The organism is Streptomyces sp. NPDC046349, from assembly GCF_055587885.1.
On record NZ_JBVJFK010000014.1, the window covers coordinates 50184 to 75275 of the forward strand.

Genomic DNA, 25092 nt, shown 5'->3' on the forward strand with positions numbered 1-25092 from the left:
CGGGCCGGCAGGGCGAAGGCCGGAACGGGCGGGCTGCGGGCCGACGCCCGGGAAGCTCCGCGCCGGCCGGCTCGTCAGGGGCGGCTGCGCCCGACGCACATGCCTCCGGTTCTGATCACCCGCGGCCCGATCGACCGGCAACTGGGGAAGGCAGCCGGCCTCACCCCTGCCGAGGAGCGCCGCAAGGCGTTCCGGCTGCTGGCCGCGGTCCTCGCGGTGGCGTACGAGCGGCGCCGCGAACGCTTCTGCTCCGAGGGATGCGGTCACTGGTGGCACACGCTGCCGGTCTCCGGCGGGTGAGGACGAGGCTCCCCGGATTCCGTCTACGGCAAGACGGAGTACCCGCGGTTGCTCGCGGCCGGGAACGTCTCCGACGAAGCCGTCACCGTCTCCGGATGCACCGGCCCGGCCTGCCCCTGACCCGTTCATGCTCGGGTGGTCCGGACAGTCGCCACCGGTCCGGACAGCGGGACCCGTGCAGGCGGCGTATGGCTGGACCTCGCCCGGCCCGCTCGGCGGGCGCGCGGCGAGGACCGGTCCGCTCCTGACCGCCTGCCGGCCGAAAGGTGGGCGCGTCGGCGCCGACACCGACCTGCGCGGGGTGCGACCGCCCGGGGGCCCTCGTACCGTGGGGTTGTATTCCGGGAGGCATCGTGGCGTACCGGTTCTGCGAGAACGACCAGTTCGATTTCGAGGTGATGGTGCTCCTCGGGGCGGCCTGGCAGAAGGGCTCGGATCCCGGCGAGGTGCTGGCGACGGCCTCGGCGCTGCGCGATGCGGACGGCCGCGGGTGGTTCGAGGGCTGGACGGAGCTCGCTCGGCGCGTCCGCTCGGACGGCGAACGGGCGGACGCCGCCGGACTGCGGACGAGCGCTCGGGACGCGTGGCTGCGAGCCGCCGGCTACTTCGGGACGGGGCTGGTCGCCGCCGACGCGCTGGGCGACGAGAGCCGTCTGCTCCCGGTGTTCCGGGAGCACCGGGAGTGCTTCGACCGGTTCGCGGCGGCGTGGGAGCCGGCCGCGGAGCGGGTGGCGGTGCCGTACGAGGGGACTGCGCTGCCCGGCTACCTCTTCCGGCCGCCCGCGGCCGGTGCGGACGCGCCGACGGTGATCGTGAACAACGGCAGCGACGGGCCGGTGAGCACCGCGTGGACGATGCTCGGCGCGCCGGCGGTGGCACGCGGCTGGAACGCCTTCCTCTTCGACGGGCCGGGCCAGCAGTCGATGCTGTTCGAGCACCGGGTGCCGTTCCGCCCGGACTGGGAGAACGTGATCACGCCGGTGGTGGACGTCCTGCTGGGGCGCGACGACATCGCGCCCGGACGGCTGGTGCTCGCCGGGATCAGCCAGGCCGGCTACTGGGTGCCCCGGGCGCTCGCGTTCGAGCACCGGGTCGCGGCGGGCGTCGCGGACCCGGGTGTGGTGTCCGTCATCGAAAGCTGGTGGAACAACTTCCCGCCGGAACTGCACGAGCTGTTCGACTCGGGCGACCGGGACGCGTTCGACGGAGTCATGCGCGAAGGCATCGCGGAGGACGGAGAGTTCGCCGCCCTCTGGCAGTGGCGGGCCAAGCCGTACGGGATCGACTCCCCGTTCGATCTGCTCACCGAGATGGGCCGGTACGACCTGACGGGGGTGCTGGACCGGATCACGGTGCCGCTGCTGGTGACCTCGCCGGAGGGCGAGCAGTTCTGGCCCGGCCAGTCGCGGCGGCTCTACGAAGCCCTGCCGGGCGAGAAGGCGTTCGTGGAGTTCACGGAGGCGGAGGGCGCGGACATGCACTGCGAGCCCCTGGGCCGGGCCCTGTTCGAGCAGCGGGTGTTCGATTGGCTGGCCGCCCGCCTCGGTGTCACCGCCTGACCGTCGCGGACAGCGCGGTCGAGCACCTCAGCGATGCCGTGCCCCACGCCCGGGCCGGCCGGGGTCGGCCGGGTCGGCGTGGGCCTCCGGGCGGGAACGGCGACGTCGTGCCGACCGTGCCGAACGACGGGACCGGTGTGGCGGCCCTGGGGCGCAGGAGCGGTCTGTGCTGCCTCGACGAGCTGGCTCGCGGCCTTCGGGCGGGTCGTTCACCGTGGAGGGCCCGCAGCAGGGGACAGCAGGGCCGTGGGGCGGGCGCCGCTGCCGGAAGGGCTGACGAGAGCGCGCCTGTCCGGTTCAGGCGCTCGGCGCGGGGGCGGCGCTTGGGCCTCCGGCCGGAAACCGGTGACGTGGTCAGGGCGGATCCGCAACGCGCCGGTCGTCGCTGGTCCGACCCAGGGCCGCAGCAGGCCCCGGGTACCGGTCGGCGTCATCGGCGGCGGGCACGGGGCGCGCGCAGCCGGTGACGACGACGCTCCAGCCGAGGTGCGTGTCGGGGTCGATGACGTCCGCCTCGTGGGCCACCACCACGCCGGGGGCCTGGGGGGCGCCGCCGGCGGGCCCAGGGCTCCGCCTTCGTGGATCGGGATGATGACGTCCTCGCCGTCGAGGAAGTGGTTCAGCGGTCGGACGGCGGGCAGCGCGTGCCGGGTGAGGACGAGGCGTCCCGCCGGCACCGGGTGAGGAGTCTCAGGGACTCGGCGGTGTCCGGCTCCCACGGGTGCCGTGGGCCTGCGGACCGGGGACTGCTCGATCACGAGACGACGAAGTGCAGCTCGCGATCGGCGGCGAGCACCCGCATGGACTTGATCACCTGGGGCGGGACGTCGCACAGGAGGAGGCGTGTTCCCGCCGCACGGGAGCGGCGGTTGAGGCGGGTGAAGAGGTCTATGCCCGCGCTGTCGCAGAAGGAGAGGCCGCGCAGGTCCAGGATCAGGTTCCGGTGACCGGACTCGGCGAGTTCGCGCAGGCGCGGCCCCACCTGCTCCACCGTGTAGAAGTCGAGCTCTCCGGCCAGGGCGATGCTCAGGCCGCGGTCGTCGCGGGCCACGGTCTTGAGTTCGATCAGGGCGGTTGTCATGGCGTCCTCCGCGCTGCGTGCGGCTCCGCGGAGTCGCGCGGTTCCCCGTGTGCCCCCAGTCCATCCGGTGCCGCAGGTCACGGGGAGGGCCGGGCAGGCCTTCGGGACAGGGCCGAAGGTCCCTTTCCCCGTACCGGCCGGCACCTGCCGCGGGGGCGGCGATGAGACCAGGGCCGATCGGGCAGGGCCGATCCAGGCCGGGGGGCGGCTCCAGGCCCGTACCGCGCGGAGGGGAACCTCGTGGCGCCTCGGCCTGCCGAAGCCGCAGCGCAGTGCCTCGGCGGAATCCTCCGCGCCGCCGCCGGGCGACGCCCCCTCTCCCCCGTCGGCCGCGGCCCCCAGCCAGCCCTGCCCCGCCCGGCGGGGTCGGATACGGCGGGCACTCGGCAGCGGCGTTCAGCTGCTGCCGGAGCGAGCCGAGCAGGAAGCCGGCTGCGGCGCCGTGCCCGCGAGAGCCGAGCACGGCATCTCCGGGGGCGGGCCTCGGCCGCGTCCCGCGCAGTGGCCTCCATGCGGCCCGCTTCTCGGCACGCTCGGCGAGGTGGCGGGGACCGCTGCGCCGGCCGGCCTGCCTCCGGGATGCCGACGTCGCCGCCCGACACGGTCACGGTCAGGATGCCGCCGGCCGCGACGACCGAGGCTTCCGCGCACCGGGCGTCCCGGGCGGTGTGGGCCTTCGGCCACCGGCAGCTTTCGGCGCGTGGGCGCATGGGTGGCTGCACCGTGACGACGCGAGCGTGTGCGTCCCGGGCCGCCCGGACGCCCGGACGCCCGGGTGCGCATGGTCGGCGGTGACCGGACGGCTCCGGTGACCGCGTTCCACGGGCTGCCACTGACGAAGCCGTGCGGCGACGCCCGGGCGGTCGCCCGCGGGGGCGCTCACGCGGGCCCGAGATCACTGCCGGTCCGAGTACGACCCGGACGGGCGCCGCGCATGGTGCGGGAGGCCGGGCGCGGCGCGCCCTGGCTGCGGGCCGGCCCCAGGGACGGCGCCGCCACCCCGCCCGCCGCCCGGCGGCCGCCCGTACGAGCAGGTGGGCGTGGCGGGAGGCCTCGACCGTCCCGATCGGGATCCGGGGCCGCGATCGGAACCGAAGGGCCACGTCGCCGGGCTGCGGTCCCGCGCCACCCGGGTCCTGATGGCCCTTCCGGCCCCCGGAGTGGACCGTTCGGCCCTCGATGACCGGCGTATGGGGGCGGATGGTGGGAGAACACCCTGACATCGGACGCACGTACACCGCGTGACATGACGGAGCAGGAGGACCTCATGCAGCACATCAAGGTGGCGGATCTCATGACCGACGAGGTCGTCTCGGTGGCTCCGGAGACCGGCTTCAAGGACATCGCCAAGCTCCTCGCCCAGTACGGCGTCTCCGGGCTGCCCGTCCTCGACGACGAAGACCGCGTCGTCGGTGTCGTATCGCAGACGGACCTCCTGGCCCGCACAGCACAGGTCTCACCCCCGCTCCAGGAGGGCGACGCTCCGGCAGCGCCGCCCACGGCCCGCGACGTCATGTCCGCCCCCGCGGTCACCGTCCGCGCCGAGGAGTCGGGCGGTGACGCCGCCCGGCTGATGACCCGCCGGGGCGTCGAGCGGTTGCCCGTGGTGGACGAGGAGGACCGGCTGGTCGGCATCGTCACCCGCAGGGACCTGTTGCGCCTGTTCGTGCGTCCGGACTCCGAAATACGCCGGCGGGTCGCCGACGAGGTCCTCGCGCAGGTGTTGGACGTGCCGCTCGGCGACGTCGACGTCCACGTGGTGGACGGCATCGTCACGCTGCAGGGCCGCGTCGAGCGCCGCAGCCAGCTCCCCGTGCTCCTGCGCCTCGTCGAACAGCTCGACGGGGTCGTCGCCGTGGCGTCCCACGTCACGGCCCGCACGGACGACACTTCGACCGCCGAAACCGGACGCACCGGCCACGCGCTGATGTGGTGACGGATGCCGGACCAGGTAGAGCCGACCGTACGAGCACGCACCCCCAGGACAGCGCCATGACCACAGCACGCCTCGCCCCCGACATCGTCGCCAGGCTCGTCGGCGACGCCGTGACCGCCCCGTCCATGCACAACGCCCAGCCATGGAAGTTCGTGTTCCGCCGGGCGGACGACGTCATGGAGGTGCACGGCGATACCGAACGTGCCATGACCCGCACCGATCCGCATCACCGGGCTCTCCACATCGGTTGTGCGGCAGCCCTGTTCAACCTGCGCGTTTCCGCGGCCCGGCACGGGCTTCGGGCCCGTGTGCGCCTGCTGCCCGACGAGTCGCAGCCGTGGCTGCTGGCGACAGCGGCGTTCGGTGAGCTCCCCGACGACGAGCACGAGCTGGCCGCCCTGCACACCGCTCTCCGGCGTCGGCACACCAGCCGCTTCCCGTTCAGTGACGAACCCGTGCCGGACGCTCTCCTGGACGGCCTGAGGAGCGCGGCCCGGTGGGAGGGCTGCCGACTGACCGTCGCGGGCGACTGGCACCTGGAGACCCTGCTCGGGCTGGTCGGCGACGCGGAACACCGGGAGGACACCGACCCGCTCGTCCGGGCGGAGACCTCCGCCTGGGTATCGCCCGCGCACGCCCCGTCCGGGGAACGCCGCGACGGCGTGCCCGCCGAAGCGTTCGGCCCGCGCAGCGCCCGAGGACCCTCCGCCGTACGGGACTTCGGCCGGGACCGATCCGTGGCGGACCGCGGCTGGGCCGTGTTCGAGGAGCGGCCGCAGCTCGCTCTGCTCGGCACGACGACGGACACGCGGATCGACTGGCTGCGGGCCGGGCAGGCGCTGGAGCGCGTGCTCCTCCAGGCCACCGCCGACGGCCTGGCCACCTCGATGACCTCCCAGCCGCTGGAATGGCCGGAACTGCGTTGGACGGCCCGCGATCCGCTCGATGCCATGGGCCACGTCCAGATGGTCCTGCGCCTGGGCTACGGACCGCAGGGCGCCGAGACACCGCGTCGCCCCGTCGCCGATGTCCTGGAGATCCGCGACTGAAGGCCCGGCCGGCGGCGTGTCAGGCGCCGATGCGGTGGACCCGGGTCCGGATCGCTCGCGGGTGCGACCGCACGCCGCCGCGCCGCCGCGCCGCTGCGCTCAGGGCGGTGCACCACACGCCGCCCGGTGAGCCGTTCGGGCAGGCGGGGGCGGCAGAGGTGGCGGCGCGGACATCGTCGCCCCGTCGCCGCAATAGTTCAGGCTTTCTTGAATTCATGAATCGATGTACTGTCGAGGGGTGCTGAACACCGCCGAAGACATCGAGGTCCTGGCGCGCTTCGGGCGCGCCTTGGCCGATCCGATCCGCTGCCGTCTGCTCCTCGAAATCCGCGAGGCCCCGGCGCACCCTTCCGACCTCGCCGACAGGCTGGGCATCTCCCGCACCCGGCTGTCCAATCACCTCGCGTGCCTGCGCGACTGCGGCCTTGTGGTCGCCGTCCCCGAAGGCCGCCGCACACGTTATGAGCTGGCCGACGCTCGCCTCGGCCACGCCCTGGACGACCTCCGCTCAGCGGTCGTCACCGTCGCCGCCGACCGCACCTGCGCCCAGGCCGACGAGAAGGGGTGCTGCTCATGACCCTGGCGCCCGGCCCGTCGCCCGCGCGGCGTGATGTGCCTGCGCGCCGCATGTGCCGCAGCACCACCGACACACGGAAGACGAAGGAGGAGCGGTGAACAACTGGGCCTGGACCGCTTTGGCGTTGTTCGCCGTGTGGGCGGGGACGGCGTTCGGCATTCGAGCCGCCGTGCAGCGCCGCCGCACCGGGGACGCCGGCTTCAGGGGAATATCGGGCCGACCCGGGTCCGCCTCGTGGTGGGCGGGCATCCTGTTCGCCCTCGCCCTCCTGGGCGGCGCCGCGGCTCCCGCCGCCGCACTGGCCGGAATGCCCGGGCTGCCCGGCGCGGCCGACAGTGCGGGCCTTCGCGGGACCGGGCTCGCCCTGGCCCTGGCGGGAATGGCCGCCACACTGGTCGCACAGAGCGGGATGGGCGCCTCCTGGCGCGTCGGTGTGGATGCCGCCGAGCGCACGGAACTCGTGACCTCCGGGCTCTTCGCGTACGTGCGCAACCCGGTCTTCACCGCCATGACCGTGACGGCCGCGGGGCTCGCCCTGATGGTTCCGAACGCCCCCGCCGTCATCGCGTGGCTCGTGCTCGTCCTCGCCGTCGAGCTCCAGGTCCGTGTGGTGGAGGAGCCGTACCTGGCCCGAGTGCACGGTCCCGCGTACGCCGACTACACCGCGCGGGCAGGCCGGTTCGTCCCCGGCATCGGCCGGTGCGCCGACGGGGTCTGATCCGGAGCCGGATCGCAACGGCCCGACACGCCCGAACCTCGCCGGCGGCAGCCCGAACCTCCTCCGCGGCCGCCCGGGCTTCGGGCGGCCCGGTGCGAGGCGTCCGTGGCGGCCGTCCGGCTGCGTGAGCCGCACGGCGCCCGGTGACCTGGACCGGCCACCGGGCGGAGACGGATCAGACCAGCGCGTTCTTGTAGAAGATGCTGGAGCGTCGGTCGCCCTCCACGCCGGTGGCGAAGCCGAGGAAGAGGCGGCTCTCGCCGGCGTCGGTGCGGTAGACGGCGAGGCCCTCGGGCTCACGGTGGTGGAGGGTGGAGCCGGCCTTGGTGAGGACGGGGCCCTGCTTCACGGTGCCCGTGTTGATGTCGACACTGGTGATGTAGGTGTTTCCGTCACCGACGGGCACGCCGGGCTCCGGGTAGGCGTCACCCGTCAGGTAGTACATGTACGAGCCGTAGAGGGCGTAGCCCTGCGGGGTTCCGGGGATCGCCGGCTGCTTGAAGTCGACCAGAGGCGCGCCGAAGTTGCGCGTCTGGAAGGCGGAGAGGGGGTACACGGCGATGCGCTTGCCCTCGCTGGTGTGGTAGCGCACGATCATGCGCTGGTAGACCGGGTCGACGGAGCAGGTGTACTCGAGGGCCCCGGAGATCGGCCGGTGGGCGGCGGAGGCGGCCGGAGAGCCCAGAGTGGTGTTGGCCATGTAGGGGATGGGGGCGAGCGCTGTGCCGTACCCCTTGGTGTTCGCGGCGCACTCGATCCACAGCTCGGTGCCGGAACCGTCGGGGAGGGCGGCGAAGGCGACGCCGTGGCCGAAGCCGTTGAGGTGCATGTACGAGATGTAATTGCCGTCGAAGTCCATCTTGTTGATGCACAGGTCACCGTCGGCCTCGGTGCTTCCGCTCCGCTTCGTCGCGACGAACAGGAACTTGTTCACCCAGTCGAAGGCGAAGCTCTGCTGCACCCGTGCGCCGTGCGTGTCCTTGGAGCGGAACAGGTCGTGCGACGGCTGCGTCAGGTCGAACCGCTTGGTGGCGGTGACCGCGGCGGAGGCGGTCTGCGCTCCGATGCCGAGCCCGAGCGCGGCGAGCGAGGCACCGGCACCGGCACGTATGAGGCCGCGGCGGGTGAGGGGGAAACCGGAGGGATGGTTCATGGGGGGGGGAACTCCAGAGCGATCGTGCGGGGCAAGACCCAGTGATGCTACGGCGCCACTGGCGTGGCGTCACGGGCCGGGTCGCAGCGCACAGTTGAGCCCGGTGCTGATGCAACAGGAAACGGAGCGACATGACCGATCCCCCGTCGTCTTCGTGAAGCGGTCGCGTTGCGGTGCGGGAGGGCGGACTCGCCGTCAGGGACGTGCGCGAGGGTGGCCCTCGGCGCCGGCGCCGAGAACGGCTCGGGCCGCCGCCGGGCGTTCCCTGGACTCGGCTGTCCACTCTTCGCCCGGATCGAGCGGCACCGGGACGACGGCCTGGGTGCCGGGCCCGTCGTGGACTTGGACCACGCAGGGGTCTGCGGCAATGAATCGGAGATGGGCCGCGGCCCTGCTGGGGCCGGACCGCCGTGGACGGCTCGTCGCGATCGGCCTCCTGCTCGGCTCCCTCGATGGCGTTCCGAAGCCGGCTCCCGTCCGAGAGGTCCTCGGAGGTGACCCCGGGATGGACGGTTCCGTGGATGAAGTCGCCGGTGACGACGGCCTCCGCGGCGTAGCGCCGGACGCCCGGGCTTTCGGGGGCGGGCTCGGTCGAAGGCAGGCGAAGGGACGCACTGCGTGGGGTGGGCCAGCCGGATCGGCCCGGTCGCATCGGGCTGGTCGCATCGCGCCGGGCGTTCGTGTTCATGGCCGGGAACCACGGCAGGCGCTCAGAGGCGACTTCGACGGGCCGGACCGTTCTCGGCGGCAGGCCGCAGCGCGGCGACGCGGTCGGCGCATGCGCACCTGTCCGTGGGACACTGGGCTGCCAACGGGACTCCCGGCGGTCTTCCTTCCGGAGGCGGTATGGCGGTCACCCTGCTCACCGTCGCGATCATCGTGGCTGCCCTGGTCATCAGGACCGCGGTCGCAGAGCTCCGCGTCCCCGGGAGCGGACGCAGGCAGTGGGCCTTCCTCACCGACCGGCGCGCATGGGCGATCGGGGCCGGCACAGCCGTGGTGCTGGCCGCCTTCGGCTGGGCCACGGCCGGACCCACCGCAGCGCTGTGGGCGGCACTCGCAGGCCTCCTCGTCGCCTCGCTCACCGGCACCGGGGGGAAGGACGACTGAGCGGGCGCGTCTACCGTCCGGGACCGGCCGCTCCCCGACACCGGAGGGCAAGGGCGGAGGTACGGAACGCCGGCGCGGTGCGGGCAGCCCTGCTCGGGATCGGCGTCGTGTGCCGCCGCTCGGCCCCGGCCGGGCTCGGGAAGGACTGACCCGGCCGTCCTCCCCCGCCGCGGCCAGGCCGTCGGCCCGTGAGCCACATCACATTCGAATCCTGTCAGGGATCGGGGCGCCGTCCCGTTCAAGGGGCACGCGAACGAGACAGGAGCAACGTCATGAAGCACCGCATCGTCGTACTGGGCGCCGGATACGCCGGGGCCTTCGCCGCCGGGAACCTGGCCCGCAGGCTCTCCGCCGCCGATGTCGAGATCACCGTCGTCAACGCCGTGCCCGACTTCGTCGAGCGGATGAGGCTCCACCAGCTCGCGACGGGCCAGGACCTCGCGGTGCGCCGGCTCGCCGACGTGTTCGCCGGCACCGGGGTGCGGTTGTGCCTGGCGCGGGTCACCGGCGTCGACCCCGGCCGCAAGACGGTCGGCCTGACCGGTGAGGACGGCGACCGTGAGCTCACGTACGACACGCTCCTCTACGCGCTCGGCAGTGCCGCAGCCGGCCACGACGCGGCGGGCGTGGCCGAATACGCCTTCGACGTGGCGGGCCTGTCGTCCGCCCTGCGGCTGCGCGAGCGGCTGTCCCGCCTCGGCGAGGGCGGCACCGTACTGGTCGTCGGCGAGGGGCTGACCGGCATCGAGACCGCCACCGAGCTCGCCGAGTCCAGGCCCGACCTCTCGGTCGCGCTCGCCGCCCGCGGTGAGCTGGGTGCCTGGCTCTCCCCCAAGGCCCGCCGGCACCTGCGCCAGGCCTTCGACCGGCTCGCGATCACCGTCCACGAGCACACCGCCGTCGAAGCCGTCGAGCCGACACGCGCGGTCGTCGTCGGCGGTGCGGTCGTGCCGGCCGATGTGACCGTGTGGTCCGCCGGGTTCGCCGTACACCCCATCGCGGCCGCCGGCGGCCTGACGGTCGCCGGAACGGGCCAGATCGTCGTGGACCGCACCATGCGCTCGGTCTCGCACCCGGACGTGTACGCCGCCGGTGACTGCGCCTATGCGATAGGAGACAACGGCCGGCCGCTGCCGATGTCGTGCGCCTCGGCCGGCTTCACCACCATGCAGGCGACCGCCGCGATCATCGCGCGACTCACGGGGGCCGAGGTCCCGAACATCGGGCTGAAGTACCACGGCAACCACATCAGCCTCGGGCGGCGAGACGCGATCTTCCAGATGGTGGACGGGGACGGCCGGTCGAAGACCTGGTACCTGGGCGGCCGGAACGCAGCCCGGCTCAAGGCGGGCGTGCTCAAGGGGGCCGGTCTCGGCATCGTCCACCCGACCTACGGCATCCCGAAGCGCAAGCGTCGGCTGACCGCTGCGGCCGGCGCGCCCGACCGGATCGGCGCAGGCGCCACCGCATAGGCTGATCTGCATGGACATGGCAACGATCGACCGGTTCGAGGCCGCCAGGGGCCGGCTTGCCTCGCTCGCGTACCGTCTGCTCGGCTCGGCAGCCGACGCCGAGGACGCCGTGCAGGACGCGTTCCTGCGCTGGCAGGCCGCCGACCGGGAGCGTATCGAGGTGCCGGAGGCATGGCTGACCAAGGTCGTCACCAACCTCTGCATCGACCGCCTCCGCTCGGCGCAGGCACGCCACGAGCGCGCCGCCGGGGACTGGCTGCCCGAGCCGCTCCTCGACGGGGACCCGATGCTCGGTCCTGCCGACACCTTCGAGCAGCGCGAATCGGTGTCCCTGGCGGTACTGACCCTCATGGAACGCCTCTCGCCGGTCGAGCGGGCGGCCTACGTCCTGCGCGAGGCCTTCTCGTACCCCCACGCGGAGATCGCCGGAATCCTCGACATCACCGAGTCCGCGAGCCAGCAGCACGTCCACCGGGCCCGGCGCCGGGTCGCCGCCGAGCGTCGCGGCGGCGGCGAAGTGGACCCCGCGGCTGCGCGCCGGATCGTCGCGGAGTTCCTGACAGCCGCCATGTCCGGGCGCACCGAACGGCTGGTGGCGCTGCTCACCGCCGACGCGACCGCGGTCTCGGACGGCGCCGGACTGGCCAGGCGGCTGTTGCGGCACCGGACGCCTGAGCGCATCGCCTCGGCCGTACGGTCCGGTTTGCGGCCCACTGCGGCGAAGCGGCGGTTGGCCGGCGGCTCCCCTGCCTTCCACATCGCGCGGGTCAACGGCTGCACCGCCGTCATCGCCGTGGTCGGCGACCGGGTCGTGGGCGCCGTCGCGTTCGAAGTCAGCGACGGGAAGGTCGCCTCTCTGCGCGGCATGGCCGCCACGCACCGGCTCGCGCGCCTCAACGAGACCTGGGCGCAGTACGAGGGCGAGACGCCGATGGTCGGCGCCTGGTGAGCGGTGCCGTCGGCCGTCGGCCGTCGGCCGACGGCCGACGTCCCGCCGCGGCACCGACGAGTCCGCCCGGCCCGCGCGGGTGGTGGCCCGGTGACCCCCTGGCCCTGCGGGATTCCGCTGCCTGCCGAGGGCGTTCGGACGTCCGGGTGACGGCCGGTGCGGTCGGTGGCGACGCACCGCCGGCTTGTGATGATCTTGTGCGCGTCACGTCGTCGGCCTCTGTGCGGGCGCTTCGGCGTGTCCGACGCGTGCGTCGTCGGAATCCTCGACCGATCAGGCAGGAGCAGGGAAATGTCTCAGGGAACCACAGGGACGATCGGCGATGCGGCCAAACGGCGGATCTTCGCCATGCTGGACGTCGACGGTGACGGCGTCGTCTCGCGGGCGGAGTACCTCGAGAGGGTGGATCGCGCGGCCAGGGCGATGGGCCGCGAGTCCGACCACCTTGTGGTCGATGCCGCGCGCACCGCTCACGAGGTGGTGTGGGCGGACATGGACGCCGATCGCGACGGCAGGGTGACGTTCGAGGAGTACCGCACGTGGGCCGGCCACGACGCGTTCGAGCGCTCGTGCCGTCCCGCGCTGGGCTCGCTGTTCGACGTCGCCGACCTCGACGGTGACGGCCGGCTGTCCCGGGAGGAGTTCACCCGTCTGCGCGTCGCCTCGCGGAACACGGCCTCGGACGCCGACCGCGCGTTCGACGCCCTCGACACCGACGACGACGGGCTCGTCGAACGCGATGCCTACCTCGCCGGGATCCGCGACTACGTCACCACCGGCGTCTCCCCGATGGCCGCGGTCTACGGATCACCGGGCGCTCGGTGACCGGCCGCGCCTTTGCGCATCGGCACACGGCCGGATCGCCGGGCGGCGGCGGCGCCGCCCGGCCCCGTCACCGGACGGTCAGGCCGGCACCTCGTGGGCGAGGCCGCGGGTGGTGACGACCCGGGCGCTGCCGTCGGCCAGTCGGTAGGACAGGCCCACCACGGCGGCGCGCCCCGCGGCGACCTGGCCGGCGAGGACGCGGGAGCGGTCCAGGAGAAGGTCGACGGTGTGTCGTATGTGCTCGGCGATGATGTCGTCCTCGTCGGTGAGTCCGGCGGCTCGGGCCGCGAGCACGCTGGGGGTGACGCGTTCGATGACGTCGCGCACGTACCCGGTGGCACCGACACCGTCCGTGAGGGCGGCGCGGGTCGCGGCGACCGCACCGCAGGTGTCGTGGCCGAGCACGACGACCAGCGGGCAGTCCAGCACGCTCACCCCGTACTCGATGCTGCCCAGGACCTCCGCGCCAGCGACGTGGCCCGCGGTGCGTACGACGAACAGGTCACCCAGACCGCGGTCGAAGATGATCTCGGCGGCCAGCCTCGAATCGGAGCAGCCGAAGAGGACGGCGAAAGGACGCTGAGCCGGTGCGATCTCGGTACGGCGGGCCGCGTCCTGGTTCGGGTGCTCGGGCGCGCCCTCGGTGAAACGCCGATTGCCGGCCAGCAGCAGCTCGAAGGCCTCGGACGGGGTCGGTGACAGCGATGTACTCATGACCGCAGGCTACGACGCCGCCCTGACAGCCACCTGCCGAGGGTCGGGCTGAGGGGTCACGTCTCCAGCAGGTCGGGCACGACGCTGCGCAGGGTCTGGGCGCTGATGGCGCCGGCTCGCTTGAGGACCGGTGCCGGGCCGGTGAGATCCACGATCGAGGAGGCGACGGCGGCCTCGGTGGGCCCGCCGTCGAGGTAGACGGAGACGGAGTCCCCCAGCATGGCCAGTGCGGCGTCGCAGTCCTGCGGGGAGGGCCGACCGGTCAGGTTGGCACTGGAGACGGCCATGGGTCCGGTCTCGGAGAGCAGGGCGAGGGCGACCGGGTGGGAGGGCATCCTGACGGCAACCGTGCCGTTGGTCTCCCCGAGGTCCCAGGTCAGCGAAGGCAGGTGGCGGGCGACCAGGGTCAGCCCGCCCGGCCAGAACGCCTCCACCAGGGCCCACCCCTGCTTGGGAAGATCGGCGACGAGGTCGTGCAGGGCGTCCGGGGAGGCGACCAGGACCGGCGACGGCATCGCGCGGTCGCGGCCCTTGGCTCCCAGCAGCCTGTCCACGGCGTCGGGGTCGAAGGCGTCCGCACCGATGCCGTAGACGGTGTCGGTCGGGAGGACCACGAGCTCGCCCCGTCGGACCGCCAGGGCGGCCGCGTTCAGGCCGTCGGCCCGGGTCGAATCCGTGGAGCAGTCGTAACGAAGGGCCATGGCCGATCTCCATCCCACCGGGCTCTGGGCCCGCACCTGCCGATTACGTCGGCAGGCTACCGGAACGGGCGGCCCCGCCGAGCCGCACAACCGTACGGGCGCCCCTGAACTGCTGCTTCCCGACAGAAGCACCTGCGACAGAGGCGCACGGCGTCACCCCCGCAGACCCCGCTTCCCCCGACCGGGGGAACCGCACCGCGCGGCCGAGGCCGCGCTCCCGCTGCCGCGGGGCTCCCCCCACGCTCTCCGTTCACGTGCACGCACAGGGAGAGTGCTCCGTCGGTCGACCCGCAGCACGAGCACCCTGCCTCCGCCGGACGCCGGCGGGGCCGCGGCGGCAGACCACGGCCCGCCCAGGACCTCTCGGGTAGCGCCCGCCCGTTACGGCGAAGCCGGCCGCCGGCGCCTTGACGCGGCCCGTGTACCGGGACCTGGGCCCTGGGCGGAGGCCCGTACTTCCGGCTGCCTCGGCGGGACAGCCATTCCTGCCCGGCCCGCCGGGCATGGGAAGCCCGCCTCGGGGGCAGGTGCCGGGCGTGTCCAAGGAATCCGAGCCGGATCCAGACCGGATCGACGACCCGTGGGGCCGCAGGACCCCGTACGGGCGCGGGGACCGCTGGCCGGTTCGCGTCGACTCGTACCTGCCGGAGAGCGCCGGAGGCGATCGCTGCGACCGAGTCGACCGGTGGGTTCCGACCGCCTCGAACCTTCACTCAAACGGCGACGCGATGGAACTCGCCGTCCGCGACGGCCGGCTCGTCGGTGTCCGCGGGGTGGCCGGCGACCGGGTCAACCGAGGCCGCCTCGATCCCAAGGACCTGTACGGATGGAAGGCCGTGGGCTCGCCGGACCGGCTGACGCGCCCGCTGGTCCGGGAGAACGGCATCCGGCGGCCGGTCGACTGGGACACCGCCCTGGGCCGCATCGTCGACCGGACCCGCGCGCTCCTCGACGGGCCCGGCCCGTCGTCGATCGGCTTCTACACCAGCGGCCAGTTGTTCCTGGAGGAGTACTACGCGCTGGCCGTCCTCGCTCGCGGCGGGCTGGGCACCAAGCACCTCGACGGGAACACCCGTCTGTGCACGTCGACCGCCGCCGAGGCCCTCAAGGAGTCCTTCGGCTGCGACGGCCAGCCCGGGTCGTACGCCGACATCGACCATGCCGACACCATCGCGCTGTTCGGGCACAACATGGCCGAGACCCAGAGCGTCTCCTGGAGTCGGGTCCTGGACCGTCTCGCCGGACCGGACCCGCCCGTCCTGCTGTGCGTGGACCCCCGTCCCGGGCCGGTGTCCGAAGCGGCCACCGTCCACCTGCAACCGAGACCGGGCACCAACCTCGCGCTCATGAACGGACTGCTGCACGAGGTGATCGCGAGCGGCCGGACGGACCGGGAGTACATCCAGGCGCACGTCGTCGGCTTCGACGCTCTCGAACGGCAGGTGGCCCTCTTCCCTCCCGAGGCCGCCGCTGCGGCCACCGGGGTGCCCCCGGAGCAGATCCGTGCCGCAGCCCGCCTGCTCGGCCAGGCCGAACGGCTGCTGTCCACCGTCCTCCAGGGCTTCTACCAGTCACACCAGGCGACAGCGGCCGCCGTCCAGGTCAACAACCTGCACCTGATCCGCGGCATGCTCGGACGGCCCGGCTGCGGTGTCCTGCAGATGAACGGCCAGCCCACCGCCCAGAACACCCGCGAATGCGGAGCGGACGGCGACCTGCCCGGGTTCCGCAACTGGGCCAACCCCCAGCACGTCAGGGAGCTCGCCAGGATCTGGAACGTCCCGCCGGAGCGCATCCCGCACGACGGGCCGCCCACCCACCTCATGCAGATGATCCGCCTCGCCGAAGAGGGCTCGCTGCGCATGCTGTGGGTCTGCGGGACCAACCCCGCCGTGTCCCTGCCGGACCTGGAGCGCATCCGCTCGGTGCTCGGCCGCGACGGCCTCTTCCTCGTCGTCCAGGACCTCTTCCCGACGGAGACCACCGCATTCGCCGACGTGGTGCTGCCCGCCGCCGGCTGGGGTGAGAAGACCGGCACCTTCACCAACGCCGACCGTACGGTCCACCTTTCACTCAAGGCGGTCGACCCTCCCGGCGGCGCACGCCCCGACCTCGACATCTTCCTGGACTTCGCCACCCGGATGGACCTGCGTGACCTCTCGGGCGCGCCGCTCCTGCCCTGGCAGGCCCCCGAGGAAGTCTTCGAGGCATGGAAGGACTGCAGCCGCGGGCGCCCTTGCGACTACAGCGCACTGAGCTACGGCCTGCTGAGCGAACGGGGCGGAGTCCAGTGGCCCTGCACCGCCGAACAGCCAGGGGGCACCGAACGCCTCTACACCCAGGGCGACTTCCGCAGCCGTCCCGACGACTGCGAGAGCTACGGTCGCGACCTCCTCACGGGGGCCGCGCTCGATGCCGAGGCCTACCGTTCCCTCAACCCGGACGGCAAGGCAGTCCTGCGCGCAGCCGCCTGTCTTCCTCCGCCCGAACCGCCCGACGCCGATCATCCGCTGTGGCTCACCACCGGGCGCACCCTGTACCAGTTCCACACCCGCACGCGTACCGGCCGCGTTCCCGAACTGCGTGGCGCCGCACCGGACATGTGGATCGAGATGTCCGAAGCGGACGCCGCGGCCGCCGGCCTCGGCGAGGGCGACCTCGCCGAGGTGTCCACCCGGCGCGGCTCCGTCCGGGCGCGGGTCCATGTGACGGGTATCCGGGAGGGCGTGGTCTTCCTGCCGTTCCACTACGGCTATTGGGACGCGCCGGGGCAGGACGGCCACCACCGAGCGGCCAACGAACTCACGCCCACGTCCTGGGATCCGGCTTCCAAACAGCCGCTGTTCAAGACAGGCGCCGCGCGCGTCACGCGGGTGTCGAAGCTGCCCGGCCCAGCCCCCGCCCCCACGACCGCGGCATCCGGGCCGGTGCGTGGCGGCCCGGCCCCGTCCGACGGCCCCGGCAGTGGAAAGCTGCGCACCCGGTCGCACCCGGCCGAGGACTGACCTGCACGTGCGGCTTCGGACCAGCGATCCGCAGGCGCATGCCGTGATCCGGGCGCTCCTGCGGCGCAAGGATGACGAACCGAATTGGGCGTTTTTGTCGCGATTACGGGTAAAAGCCCGGTGTCAAGCGACGGTGGAGGTGAGAGGCATGGGCGCAGGCAAGAAGATGAAGCACGCGGCCAAGGCGAGCAAGGGAAAAGTCAAGGAGACCACGGGAAAGGCTGTCGGCAACGAGAGTCTTGAGATGAAGGGCCGGCGCGAGCAGATCGCGGGCGACGCGAAGCAGACTGCACAGAAGGCGAAGGACACGTTCAAGCACTGACCCTTTGCCGGGCATCGGGTGCCGTGGCGTGTGGGAGTGCCGGCAGGACGCGCGTCCTGCCGGCACTCGTCGGAAGGAGCGGCGTGATGAGCATGAGGGAGAAGGCAAAAGCCGAAATCGAGCGAGCTGCCGGAAAGGCGGTCAGGAAGACGGCCCACGCAATGGGAAAGGAAACCCTGGCGGCCAAGGGCGCGGCTCTGGAATCTCGAGGAGAGGCGCGACGGCTGAAGGAAAAGGGCAAGGACAAGTTCCACTGACCCTTCCGAGCCACCTGTCGCGCACGTCGGCCGACCGATGCCCCGGTCGTTGACCGGTGGGTTCCTCCAGGTCGACCCGGGCTCGGTCGGCCGCCGGCCGCGCACGCCCGGAGCGCATCAGAATATGGCGCGCACCAGACGCCGTACCGCCAGACGCATTCCCCAGAACGTCAGGCGCGCCCCCCACACGCCCATGCGCATGAGCATCCGGCGGACGACGGATCGAGGGCTCCAGCGGGCAAGGAACCGGCGTCTGCGCCTCCTACGTCTGACGCGCCGCAGGCGCCGGTTCACGGTGGACATGACGAAGCCTCCTTGCCAGCCGGCTCAGGCTGCCTGGCGGACGCGTCGACCACGGGGACGGGAGGTCTCTTCCTCATCCTCGTCCTCGTCCTCGCCGTCGCCGTCGCCCTCATCCTCGTATTCGTCCTCGTATTCGCCCTCGTCCTCGTCCTCTTCCTCGCCGCCGTCCTCGTCCTCGTCGGCCTGTCCCTCTGCCGCCTCCTCCTGAGGCTCTTCGGCATAGCCGGAGTCTTCCTCGTATGCGTCCGGTTCTTCTCCTTCCCCGTATTCCTCTTCGTCGTACTCGTCTTCGAAGCCGTCCTCGTCGTCACCCTGCTCGTCGGGACCTTGTTCTTCCTCTTCGGCCTCGAGCGCTTCTTCGTGGGTGCGGACGACTTCGCCGTCCCGGATCTCGCCGCGCCAACCCTCTGGTTCCTCGGTGTTCAAAGTGGCGTAGCGCAGGAAGTGCTTGAGGTCCAGGCGCAGGCGCCGGCCCTGAGCCCGCCAGATGTTGCCCGTCTTCTCGAAGAGGCCCGCAGGGTGGTATTCGACGACGATGACGATGCGGGTCAAGGACGGAGCAAGCTCGTGGAAGCTCACACAGCCGCGGGTGGTGCCCTTGGCTCCTTCGGAACTCCACACGATGCGGTCGTCGGGTATCTGCTCCTGGACGGTCGCTTTCCAACCGCGGGTCGACGGGCCGACCTTGACCTTCCAGTCACTGGTGGTGTCGTCATTACGGGAAACGTCGCGCACGCCCTTGGTGAAGCTGCTGAAGTTCTCGTACTGCGTCCAGTGGTCGTACGTCGTACGCAGCGGCAGGCCTATGTCCATCGCCTCGACGATGTTGACGACTTTGCCACCACTTCCCTTGCGGCCTCGGCCCTTGCCGAAGACCTGGGATGCGGTGTCGGTCACCTTGTCCTTCAGGTTTCCCATGGTCTGGCCGGCGATGGCTTTCAGGGGCGAGTCTCCTTTGAGCAGCCGTGCGCCTATGCCCCCTACGTCCGAGAGCTTGCCACCGTTGTCGGCCACGTCGTAGAGCTGGTCGGTGAGGTCACCGAGCTTGTCGGTCGCCTTCCCGGCCAGTTGTTCCGCCTGGGCGGCGAGGTATTGGGACACCTCGTTGAGCAGTTGGTCCAGCCCCGAGGGTGATTCCTTGGCACTGTCGCGGTCTGAGGTTGCCATGGCCTACCTCCGCGCGGACTGCTTGCGGGACGCCGTCTTCTTGGCGGCCGTCTTGCGTGCGGGGCTGCGGCTCGAGGCCTTCTTGGCGGCCGTCTTGCGCGGCGCGCTCTGGCCCGCGGTCCGCTTCCTGGGGGCCGCCGTGCTGGACTTCTTCGCGGCGGGCCTGGAAGATGCGGCCTTGGAAGCCGTCTTCTTGGGTGGCGCCTTTGCGGCCGACCCTCCACTCGCCGTCTTCTTCGCAGCCGTCTTCTTCGCAGCGGTCTTCTTCGCGGTCGCCTTCTTCGCGCTCGCCTTCTTCTCGGGAGCGGCCTGCTTGGCGGTAGTGGTTTTCCTGGACGCCGCAGTCTTCTTGCCGGGACTGGGCCGCTGCTCGGTTCTACGAGGGCGTGCGGCAGGGCTCGGAGCGGCGCGACGACGGGCCGGGCGACGCCGTGCGGGCTTCTCCTCTTCCTCCTCCGCCTCCTCCTCTTCTCCCTCTGCCCCTTCTTCTTCCTCGTCCTCTTCCGCTTCCTCCTCCGGCTCCTCCTCCGCTTCTTCCTCCGGCTCCTCCTCTACCGCTTCCTCCGGTTGTTCCTCTTCTTCCTCTTCCTCTTCCTCTTCTTCCTCGGGTTCGGGGTAGTCCTCGTCCTCCTCGTCCCCTTCCTCGTACTCCGCCTCGTCCTCGTAGGGTTCTTCGTCTTCGTCCTCGTCCCGCCGGCCGCCCCGCGCCAACTCGAGCGTGCGCTCGTGCAGGGAGTCGGCGAAGCTGGCGAGCTGGCGGTTGGCCGCGGCGCTCAGAGCCTGGCGGCCGGCATCGAGGGCCTCGCCACGCAGTTGGTCGCTGAGGTCCGCGAACTGGGGCATCTCCTTGACTTTGGCGAGGCCCTGTCTCAGGAGTTGTTCCGGCTCGAGGCCGAACCGACGGCCGGCAAGGTAGGTCGCCGCGGCAAAAGCCATACGGCCCTTCTTCGCTCGGCCGAGTACGTAGCCCCCAGCCAGCGCGGCTGCGAGCGCAATCTTGGTCGTGTCCTGCATGATCATCCCCTTTGGCCGGGGGCCGCGGACCTGTCACCGCCCCGACGCCGATGCGTCGGGACGTCCTCCTCTGCCGGCCGGCGAATCAGTCCTGCTCGGGCGGTCCTGAAAGGCTCCTGCCCCCGATCCCGGACTTATGCGCAGATTTAGTGACATTCTTGTCTCTAGAAGGCGGACGTCCACAGGAGTGGTACATGACCGCAGCAGAACCCGCACACCCGCGGCGGCGCACTCCGCGCACCGGCGGTGGCGAAGGCGAAGAGCAGGACCGGCAGCCCTCCCGACGAGCCGGCTCCAGGCCGCGTGCAGGCGTGCGCAGCGCCGCGTCGGCGATGCGGTCGGCGGCCGAGCAGCTGGCCCAGCTCCTCGGCCGTCCGCCCGACTCGGTCTCTTCGCTGAAACCGGGTGAGGACGGCTGGGTGGCCCAGGTGGAGGTCGTGGAGCTGGAGCGCATCCCGGACACGACAAGCGTCATGGCCAGCTACAGAGTCGTTCTGGACGAGGACGGCGAGCTGATCTCCTACGAACGCACCCGCCGCTACACCCGAGGAATGATCGACCGGCCGACGTGAGAACAGGCCACCGATGGAAGGAGGCGCCATGACCATGGTGCCGCAGGGCGGCAGCGCCATCGCCCGAGGAGGCGGCGGCAACACGAGCAGCCTCTACGACGTCCTGGAACTCATCCTCGACCGCGGTCTGGTCATCGACGTATTCGTCCGCATCTCCGTCGTCGGCATCGAGCTCATCAAGATCGATGCACGCATCGTGGTGGCGAGTGTCGACACCTACCTCCGCTTCGCCGAGGCCTGCAACCGGCTCGATCTGGAAGCCGGCCGCAACGCCCCTGCTCAGCTGCCCGATGTCGTGGGGAAGATGGTGGAAGGCGGTGCCCGGGGCAAGTCCAAGGGCGCCCTGAGCGGGGCCGTCGACGCGGTTACGGACTCCTTGACGGGAAAGAAGTCCCGTCAAGAGGAGCCGGAGGAGGAGGTGGAGGAAGAAGAGGCTCCCAGGCGGCGGCGCCCTGCCCGGCGCCCGGTACGCCGGGAGAAGGAGTGAGCGATGGCACTTTACGTGTACTCGATCGCCGGCGAGGGCCACCCCCGGCGCCTCGACGGCCTGAACGGAGTGGGCGCACGACCGGCACCTCTGCGGTCGGTCACAGCCGGACCCCTGAGTGCAGTCGTCAGCGACATATCGGAGGAGATCCGGCCCAAACGCCGAGACCTCCTCGCGCACCAGGAGGTCCAAGAACGCCTGATGGCCGACGGCCCCATTCTGCCTCTGCAGTTCGGCTACATCGCTTCTGACGAGGACGCCGTTCGGGACGTACTGGATACGAACGCCGGCGGCTACCTCGCCGCGCTCGAGCGGCTCGACGGCTGCGCCGAGTACCACCTGCGGGCGTCCCAGGAAGATGAGGAGCCGCTGCTCCAACAGATCCTTCAGGACTCCCCCCAGGCCAGGGAGCTCAACGAGCGGATCCGCGCGGGGGAACCGGACCCACAGCTGCCGCTCGCACTCGGTGAGATGGTGGCGCGCGAGGTCGAGGCCCGGCAGGAGTCTCTCGCCGCCGGCCTCGTGCAGGCGCTCCTGCCCTTCGCTCGCGAACACCTCGCCCACCCGCCCACGGGAAGCGACTTCCTCAACCTTTCGCTCCTCGTGCCCGAAGAGCAGAAGGAGGACCTCCTGACGGCGCAGGCGAACCTGGTCCGCGAGATCGGCGGCGGCGTCGGCCTCCGCTTCACCGGCCCCCTGCCCCCGTACAGCTTCGTGTAGGCACCGTCCGCCCACTCTCCCGAAGGGAGGACACCATGGGACTGCTGACCTATCTGCTGACACTTCCCGCCGCGCCGGTCCGAGCGGTCACCTGGGTCGCCCAGCGGGTCGTCGAACAGGCCGAGGAGGAGTACTACGACCCCGCCCCGATCTGGCGAGAACTCGGCGACCTGGAGCAGCGTCTGCTGCGAGGGGACATCGACCAGGAGGAGTTCGACCTCCGGGAGAACGAATTGCTCGATCGGTTGTCCGAGATCGAAGAATTCCGCCGCGGCATGTCATGACCGCCGAAGAAACGAGGCCGCCATCGTGACCGAACCCCTTCCCGACCGGTTCGGAGCCTTCCCTTCCCGCGCCCCGATGCCCTACGGGAGCAGTTCGTCATCGAGCCTTGCGGACATCCTCGAGCGGGTCTTGGACAAGGGCATCGTCATAGCTGGTGACATCCGCATCAACCTGCTCGACATCGAGCTGTTGACCATTAAACTCCGGATCCTGATCGCGTCCGTGGACAAGGCGAAGGAAATGGGCATCGACTGGTGGGAACACGACCCCTCTCTGTCGTCCCGCCACACCGGCAGCCCACTGGAGCAGGAGAACCGCCGCCTGCGCGCCGAGCTGGAGGCTCTCCGCCGGGACCGGGCAGACGGGGCGCCACCTCCAGAGCGCAGCGGAGAGCGACGCGACCCGTCCGGCCCCACGGCACGGGAGCGTCCCCAGTGAGCACAGGCCGTGAACCCCTCACCTACGTCTACGCCGTCGCCCGGCGGACCGAGCGCCTGACGGCACTCCTCCCGGGCCTCCGCGGCGTCGATCACGCCCCCGTGACGCTGCTGACCGAGGCCGGCGACAGCAGTCCCGCCCCCCTGGCCTTCGTCATAAGCCACGTACCTCACCAGGCCTTCAACGAGTCCGCCCTCAAAGCCCACTTCGAAGACCTGGAGTGGCTCGAGGAGGTCGCCCGTGCCCACCACGAAGTCGTACAGGCCGTGGCCGCCGAGGCAACGGTCCTGCCGCTGCGGATGGCCACCGTGTACCAGGACGACCCCCGCGCCCGGCAAGCCCTCGGCGAGCAGTGCAGGACCTTCGCCCAGCGCATGGTCGCGCTCGACGCCCACACCGAGTACGGCGTCAAGATCTACCTCCCGCCGCCCGCGCCGCCCGCCTCGACGGAGCCGTCCGCCGGAGCGTCCGGATCCGAGGCGGACCCGGCGGCCCCACCCGCCTCGCCCGGCAAGGCATACCTGCAGCGCCGAAGAGTGCAGCACCACGCCCGGGAAAGGACCTACGAGAGGGCTCAGCGGGCCGCTGCCGCCCTTGATGCGATCGCAGCGCGCTACGCGTCCCAGCGCGTACGTCACGCCCCGCAGACCGGCGCCCTGACCGGCCCGCAGGAGAACGTCCTCAATGACGCCTACCTGGTTCCCGACGAGGACGCCCAGCAGTTCCGCGCCGCCATCGAGCAGGCCGCTCGGGACTTCCCCGAGATCCGCATCGAACTCACCGGCCCGTGGGCGCCGTACTCCTTCGCGATGCCGCCGGCCGAACCCTCCGTGCCGGCCGAGGGCGAGCGCGCGCCGTGAGCCTCACGGGATACGACGAACCGCTTCCCGGCCGCCAGGTCGCCCTGGTCGATCTGCTGGACCGGCTCCTCAGCGGCGGCGTGGTCATCGCCGGCGACATCGTCCTGTCCATAGCGGACATCGACCTCGTCCGCATATCGCTGAGGGCCCTCATCGTGTCCGTCGGCTCGGAGACGGGCTCCGGCGCGACACAGGACGGGGCCGGACATGACCGATGAAAGCCGCCGCCGTCCGCCGCGCAGCCCTGGGAGCCTGGACGAGGTCGGGGAGACGATGGGCCGCGCCTTCCGGCTCGTACGGTCGCCCCCGACGCGCCAGGAACAACCCGCCGGCGCCGCGCACCGCATCCGCGCCGACCGCGACACCGTCGGGGAGGACCTCCTCAAACTCGTTCTCACGCTCGTGGAACTCCTGCGCCAGCTCATTGAAAGGCAGGCGCTGCGCCGCGTGGACGCCGGCGACCTCACGGACGAGCAGGAGGAAGAGCTCGGAGCCACTCTGCTCGCCCTCCACGACCGCCTTTCCGACCTCTGCGCCGAACACGGCTACTCCCTGGAGGACCTCAATCTCGACCTCGGTCCCCTCGGCCCGCTGCTTCCACCTCGCGATTAGGCACTCGCGCATTCCCCGGTCTCCGGTCCCGAGGATCAATCCCTGGCGCGGACCACGAGGCGGTAGAGGGCGAGGAGGATGAGGGAACCGACGATGGCGGCTATCCAGGTGGAGAACTCGAAGAATCCGTCGATGGAGTCCACTCCGAAGATGACTTTCCCCAGCCATCCGCCCAGAAGACCACCGGCGATGCCGATCAGCGGCGTAACGATGCAGCCGCCAGGGTCCTTGCCCGGCATCAGGAATTTCGCGATGATCCCGGCGAGCAGTCCCAGCACGATCCAGCTGATGATGCCCATGACACGCCTCTTTCACATGAATCCTGTGCCACCCGTATTCCCTCACGTCGAATCCCTAACCCGCTACCAGCCGTGACATAAGAGAATCACGTGCGGGTAGGGGCCGGGTACGGCATTCTTTTCCGGCTGCTCGCCTCGTCGGGAGGTGGCGTCGTGGCAGGCGACAACCTCGGCGTGCGGGTCGCGGCGACGCTGTGCGACGCCACGGATTTCGGCGGGACCACGGTCACGGTGCTGCCTGACAGCGGGCACGAGGGCGGGGAGCTCAGGGCGTATTCGCTCGCCCGCCTGGGCCTGCGACGGCTGGCTTCGCTGCGGGCCCCCTTCGTGCCGGCCGACCCGGACAACCCCTTCAGGCAGGAGCTCCGCCGTGGCGTCAACGTGACGGTGTGGAGCCGGAGGCCGGGTATGTGGATGCTCCGCGACGATCAACGGGGCAAGACCTGGCAGACCTACAGCGCCGACACCTCGGATTTGGGTGACTGGGCCGCGAAGGCCCTGTACGTCCGCGTGTGGGAAGAGGCGGTCGGCAACCCGTCCCACGCGGTCGTGCCCGCCCCGGACGGCCCGGAAACGGGACTTCCGGTCCTCGTGGTGGAGTAGGACG

30 protein-coding genes are annotated in these 25092 nt (G+C 71.6%); 22 read left to right on the top strand and 8 right to left on the bottom strand.

Features of this window, described 5'->3' with window-relative positions:
* The first annotated feature begins 84 nt into the window (after nucleotides 1–84).
* Both ACZ6JS_RS29255 and ACZ6JS_RS29260 read left to right on the top strand, forming a co-directional pair.
* Nucleotides 85–300, top strand: a complete 216-nt coding sequence (locus ACZ6JS_RS29255; protein WP_469302643.1) for a DUF5958 family protein — start codon at nucleotides 85–87, stop codon at nucleotides 298–300.
* A gap of 353 nt (nucleotides 301–653) precedes the next feature.
* Nucleotides 654–1859 (top strand): alpha/beta hydrolase family protein, encoded by a 1206-nt coding sequence (locus ACZ6JS_RS29260; protein WP_469302320.1) that lies wholly within the window; start codon nucleotides 654–656, stop codon nucleotides 1857–1859.
* Nucleotides 1860–2213: 354 nt separating this feature from the next.
* Here ACZ6JS_RS29260 and ACZ6JS_RS29265 read toward each other — a convergent pair whose 3' ends face one another.
* Both ACZ6JS_RS29265 and ACZ6JS_RS29270 read right to left on the bottom strand, forming a co-directional pair.
* Entirely contained in the window at nucleotides 2214–2390 is a 177-nt protein-coding gene (locus tag ACZ6JS_RS29265) for a hypothetical protein (RefSeq protein WP_469302322.1), read from the bottom strand.
* A 223-nt stretch (nucleotides 2391–2613) separates the two neighbouring features.
* Nucleotides 2614–2940: an STAS domain-containing protein gene (locus ACZ6JS_RS29270; RefSeq protein WP_469302324.1), complete on the bottom strand. Its 327-nt coding sequence runs from the start codon at nucleotides 2938–2940 to the stop codon at nucleotides 2614–2616.
* Nucleotides 2941–4186: 1246 nt separating this feature from the next.
* Here ACZ6JS_RS29270 and ACZ6JS_RS29275 point away from each other — a divergent pair.
* From ACZ6JS_RS29275 to ACZ6JS_RS29290, 4 genes are all read left to right on the top strand, one after another.
* Nucleotides 4187–4876: a CBS domain-containing protein gene (locus ACZ6JS_RS29275; protein ID WP_469302326.1), complete on the top strand. Its 690-nt coding sequence runs from the start codon at nucleotides 4187–4189 to the stop codon at nucleotides 4874–4876.
* A gap of 56 nt (nucleotides 4877–4932) precedes the next feature.
* A complete protein-coding gene (locus ACZ6JS_RS29280) occupies nucleotides 4933–5925 on the top strand; it encodes an Acg family FMN-binding oxidoreductase (RefSeq protein WP_469302327.1) in 993 nt (330 codons plus the stop codon).
* Between the two features lie 238 nt (nucleotides 5926–6163).
* A complete protein-coding gene (locus ACZ6JS_RS29285; protein ID WP_469302329.1) occupies nucleotides 6164–6502 on the top strand; it encodes an ArsR/SmtB family transcription factor in 339 nt (112 codons plus the stop codon).
* Between the two features lie 94 nt (nucleotides 6503–6596).
* Complete coding sequence (locus tag ACZ6JS_RS29290) at nucleotides 6597–7220, top strand: methyltransferase family protein (protein ID WP_469302331.1); 624 nt, start codon at nucleotides 6597–6599, stop codon at nucleotides 7218–7220.
* A 175-nt stretch (nucleotides 7221–7395) separates the two neighbouring features.
* Here the strand turns inward: ACZ6JS_RS29290 and ACZ6JS_RS29295 are convergent, their stop codons facing one another.
* Nucleotides 7396–8373 carry a phage baseplate protein gene (locus ACZ6JS_RS29295; RefSeq protein ID WP_469302333.1) on the bottom strand — a complete coding sequence of 326 codons (978 nt, stop codon included), beginning with the start codon at nucleotides 8371–8373 and terminating at the stop codon, nucleotides 7396–7398.
* An 846-nt stretch (nucleotides 8374–9219) separates the two neighbouring features.
* Here ACZ6JS_RS29295 and ACZ6JS_RS29300 point away from each other — a divergent pair.
* The 4 genes from ACZ6JS_RS29300 to ACZ6JS_RS29315 all read left to right on the top strand — a co-directional run bounded on the left by ACZ6JS_RS29300 (nucleotide 9220) and on the right by ACZ6JS_RS29315 (nucleotide 12729).
* A complete protein-coding gene (locus ACZ6JS_RS29300; protein ID WP_469302334.1) occupies nucleotides 9220–9483 on the top strand; it encodes a hypothetical protein in 264 nt (87 codons plus the stop codon).
* 272 nt (nucleotides 9484–9755) lie between these two features.
* Nucleotides 9756–10955, top strand: a complete 1200-nt coding sequence (locus ACZ6JS_RS29305) for an NAD(P)/FAD-dependent oxidoreductase (protein ID WP_469302335.1) — start codon at nucleotides 9756–9758, stop codon at nucleotides 10953–10955.
* Nucleotides 10956–10965: 10 nt separating this feature from the next.
* Entirely contained in the window at nucleotides 10966–11904 is a 939-nt protein-coding gene (locus ACZ6JS_RS29310) for a sigma-70 family RNA polymerase sigma factor (RefSeq protein WP_469302337.1), read from the top strand.
* 291 nt (nucleotides 11905–12195) lie between these two features.
* A complete protein-coding gene (locus tag ACZ6JS_RS29315) occupies nucleotides 12196–12729 on the top strand; it encodes an EF-hand domain-containing protein (RefSeq protein WP_469302338.1) in 534 nt (177 codons plus the stop codon).
* 78 nt (nucleotides 12730–12807) lie between these two features.
* Here ACZ6JS_RS29315 and ACZ6JS_RS29320 read toward each other — a convergent pair whose 3' ends face one another.
* Both ACZ6JS_RS29320 and ACZ6JS_RS29325 read right to left on the bottom strand, forming a co-directional pair.
* Entirely contained in the window at nucleotides 12808–13443 is a 636-nt protein-coding gene (locus ACZ6JS_RS29320) for a carbonic anhydrase (protein ID WP_469302339.1), read from the bottom strand.
* A 56-nt stretch (nucleotides 13444–13499) separates the two neighbouring features.
* Complete coding sequence (locus ACZ6JS_RS29325; protein ID WP_469302341.1) at nucleotides 13500–14144, bottom strand: L-threonylcarbamoyladenylate synthase; 645 nt, start codon at nucleotides 14142–14144, stop codon at nucleotides 13500–13502.
* Between the two features lie 536 nt (nucleotides 14145–14680).
* Here ACZ6JS_RS29325 and ACZ6JS_RS29330 point away from each other — a divergent pair.
* The 3 genes from ACZ6JS_RS29330 (at nucleotide 14681) to ACZ6JS_RS29340 (ending at nucleotide 17728) form a co-directional block, all read left to right on the top strand.
* The gene (locus ACZ6JS_RS29330) at nucleotides 14681–17149 is read left to right on the top strand and encodes a molybdopterin oxidoreductase family protein (protein WP_469302342.1); all 2469 of its coding nucleotides are present in this window, start codon (nucleotides 14681–14683) and stop codon (nucleotides 17147–17149) included.
* Between the two features lie 7 nt (nucleotides 17150–17156).
* Entirely contained in the window at nucleotides 17157–17471 is a 315-nt protein-coding gene (locus tag ACZ6JS_RS29335; RefSeq protein WP_469302344.1) for a CsbD family protein, read from the top strand.
* Nucleotides 17472–17557: 86 nt separating this feature from the next.
* Nucleotides 17558–17728, top strand: coding sequence for a hypothetical protein (locus tag ACZ6JS_RS29340; RefSeq protein WP_469302345.1), 171 nt, complete (start codon nucleotides 17558–17560; stop codon nucleotides 17726–17728).
* A 327-nt stretch (nucleotides 17729–18055) separates the two neighbouring features.
* Here the strand turns inward: ACZ6JS_RS29340 and ACZ6JS_RS29345 are convergent, their stop codons facing one another.
* Both ACZ6JS_RS29345 and ACZ6JS_RS29350 read right to left on the bottom strand, forming a co-directional pair.
* Nucleotides 18056–19198 carry an SRPBCC family protein gene (locus ACZ6JS_RS29345; protein ID WP_469302346.1) on the bottom strand — a complete coding sequence of 381 codons (1143 nt, stop codon included), beginning with the start codon at nucleotides 19196–19198 and terminating at the stop codon, nucleotides 18056–18058.
* A 3-nt stretch (nucleotides 19199–19201) separates the two neighbouring features.
* Nucleotides 19202–20212: a histone protein gene (locus tag ACZ6JS_RS29350; protein ID WP_469302348.1), complete on the bottom strand. Its 1011-nt coding sequence runs from the start codon at nucleotides 20210–20212 to the stop codon at nucleotides 19202–19204.
* A 194-nt stretch (nucleotides 20213–20406) separates the two neighbouring features.
* Between ACZ6JS_RS29350 and ACZ6JS_RS29355 the strand changes: the two genes are divergently transcribed.
* From ACZ6JS_RS29355 to ACZ6JS_RS29390, 8 genes are read left to right on the top strand one after another with little or no spacing between them, the layout of a single operon-like run.
* On the top strand, nucleotides 20407–20784 hold the full coding sequence (locus ACZ6JS_RS29355) for a gas vesicle protein GvpO (RefSeq protein WP_469302349.1): 378 nt from the start codon (nucleotides 20407–20409) through the stop codon (nucleotides 20782–20784).
* Between the two features lie 28 nt (nucleotides 20785–20812).
* The gene (locus ACZ6JS_RS29360) at nucleotides 20813–21271 is read left to right on the top strand and encodes a gas vesicle structural protein GvpA (protein WP_469302350.1); all 459 of its coding nucleotides are present in this window, start codon (nucleotides 20813–20815) and stop codon (nucleotides 21269–21271) included.
* Nucleotides 21272–21274: 3 nt separating this feature from the next.
* Nucleotides 21275–21991: a GvpL/GvpF family gas vesicle protein gene (locus ACZ6JS_RS29365; protein WP_469302352.1), complete on the top strand. Its 717-nt coding sequence runs from the start codon at nucleotides 21275–21277 to the stop codon at nucleotides 21989–21991.
* 35 nt (nucleotides 21992–22026) lie between these two features.
* On the top strand, nucleotides 22027–22275 hold the full coding sequence (locus ACZ6JS_RS29370) for a gas vesicle protein GvpG (protein ID WP_469302354.1): 249 nt from the start codon (nucleotides 22027–22029) through the stop codon (nucleotides 22273–22275).
* Between the two features lie 25 nt (nucleotides 22276–22300).
* Nucleotides 22301–22714 (top strand): gas vesicle protein, encoded by a 414-nt coding sequence (locus tag ACZ6JS_RS29375; protein ID WP_469302356.1) that lies wholly within the window; start codon nucleotides 22301–22303, stop codon nucleotides 22712–22714.
* The gene (locus tag ACZ6JS_RS29380) at nucleotides 22711–23574 is read left to right on the top strand and encodes a GvpL/GvpF family gas vesicle protein (RefSeq protein ID WP_469302358.1); all 864 of its coding nucleotides are present in this window, start codon (nucleotides 22711–22713) and stop codon (nucleotides 23572–23574) included. Before ACZ6JS_RS29375 ends, ACZ6JS_RS29380 begins: the two co-directional genes overlap by 4 nt.
* A complete protein-coding gene (locus ACZ6JS_RS29385) occupies nucleotides 23571–23792 on the top strand; it encodes a gas vesicle protein (RefSeq protein ID WP_469302360.1) in 222 nt (73 codons plus the stop codon). The genes ACZ6JS_RS29380 and ACZ6JS_RS29385 overlap by 4 nt, the downstream gene beginning before the upstream one ends.
* Nucleotides 23782–24186: a gas vesicle protein K gene (locus ACZ6JS_RS29390; protein ID WP_469302362.1), complete on the top strand. Its 405-nt coding sequence runs from the start codon at nucleotides 23782–23784 to the stop codon at nucleotides 24184–24186. The genes ACZ6JS_RS29385 and ACZ6JS_RS29390 overlap by 11 nt, the downstream gene beginning before the upstream one ends.
* A 35-nt stretch (nucleotides 24187–24221) precedes the next feature.
* On the opposite strand, the gene ACZ6JS_RS29395 is transcribed toward ACZ6JS_RS29390, so the two are convergent.
* Nucleotides 24222–24485, bottom strand: coding sequence for a GlsB/YeaQ/YmgE family stress response membrane protein (locus ACZ6JS_RS29395; RefSeq protein WP_469302364.1), 264 nt, complete (start codon nucleotides 24483–24485; stop codon nucleotides 24222–24224).
* A gap of 153 nt (nucleotides 24486–24638) precedes the next feature.
* On the opposite strand from ACZ6JS_RS29395, the gene ACZ6JS_RS29400 reads away from it, so the two are divergent.
* Nucleotides 24639–25088 carry a hypothetical protein gene (locus ACZ6JS_RS29400; RefSeq protein ID WP_469302365.1) on the top strand — a complete coding sequence of 150 codons (450 nt, stop codon included), beginning with the start codon at nucleotides 24639–24641 and terminating at the stop codon, nucleotides 25086–25088.
* The last annotated feature ends 4 nt before the right edge of the window (nucleotides 25089–25092 follow it).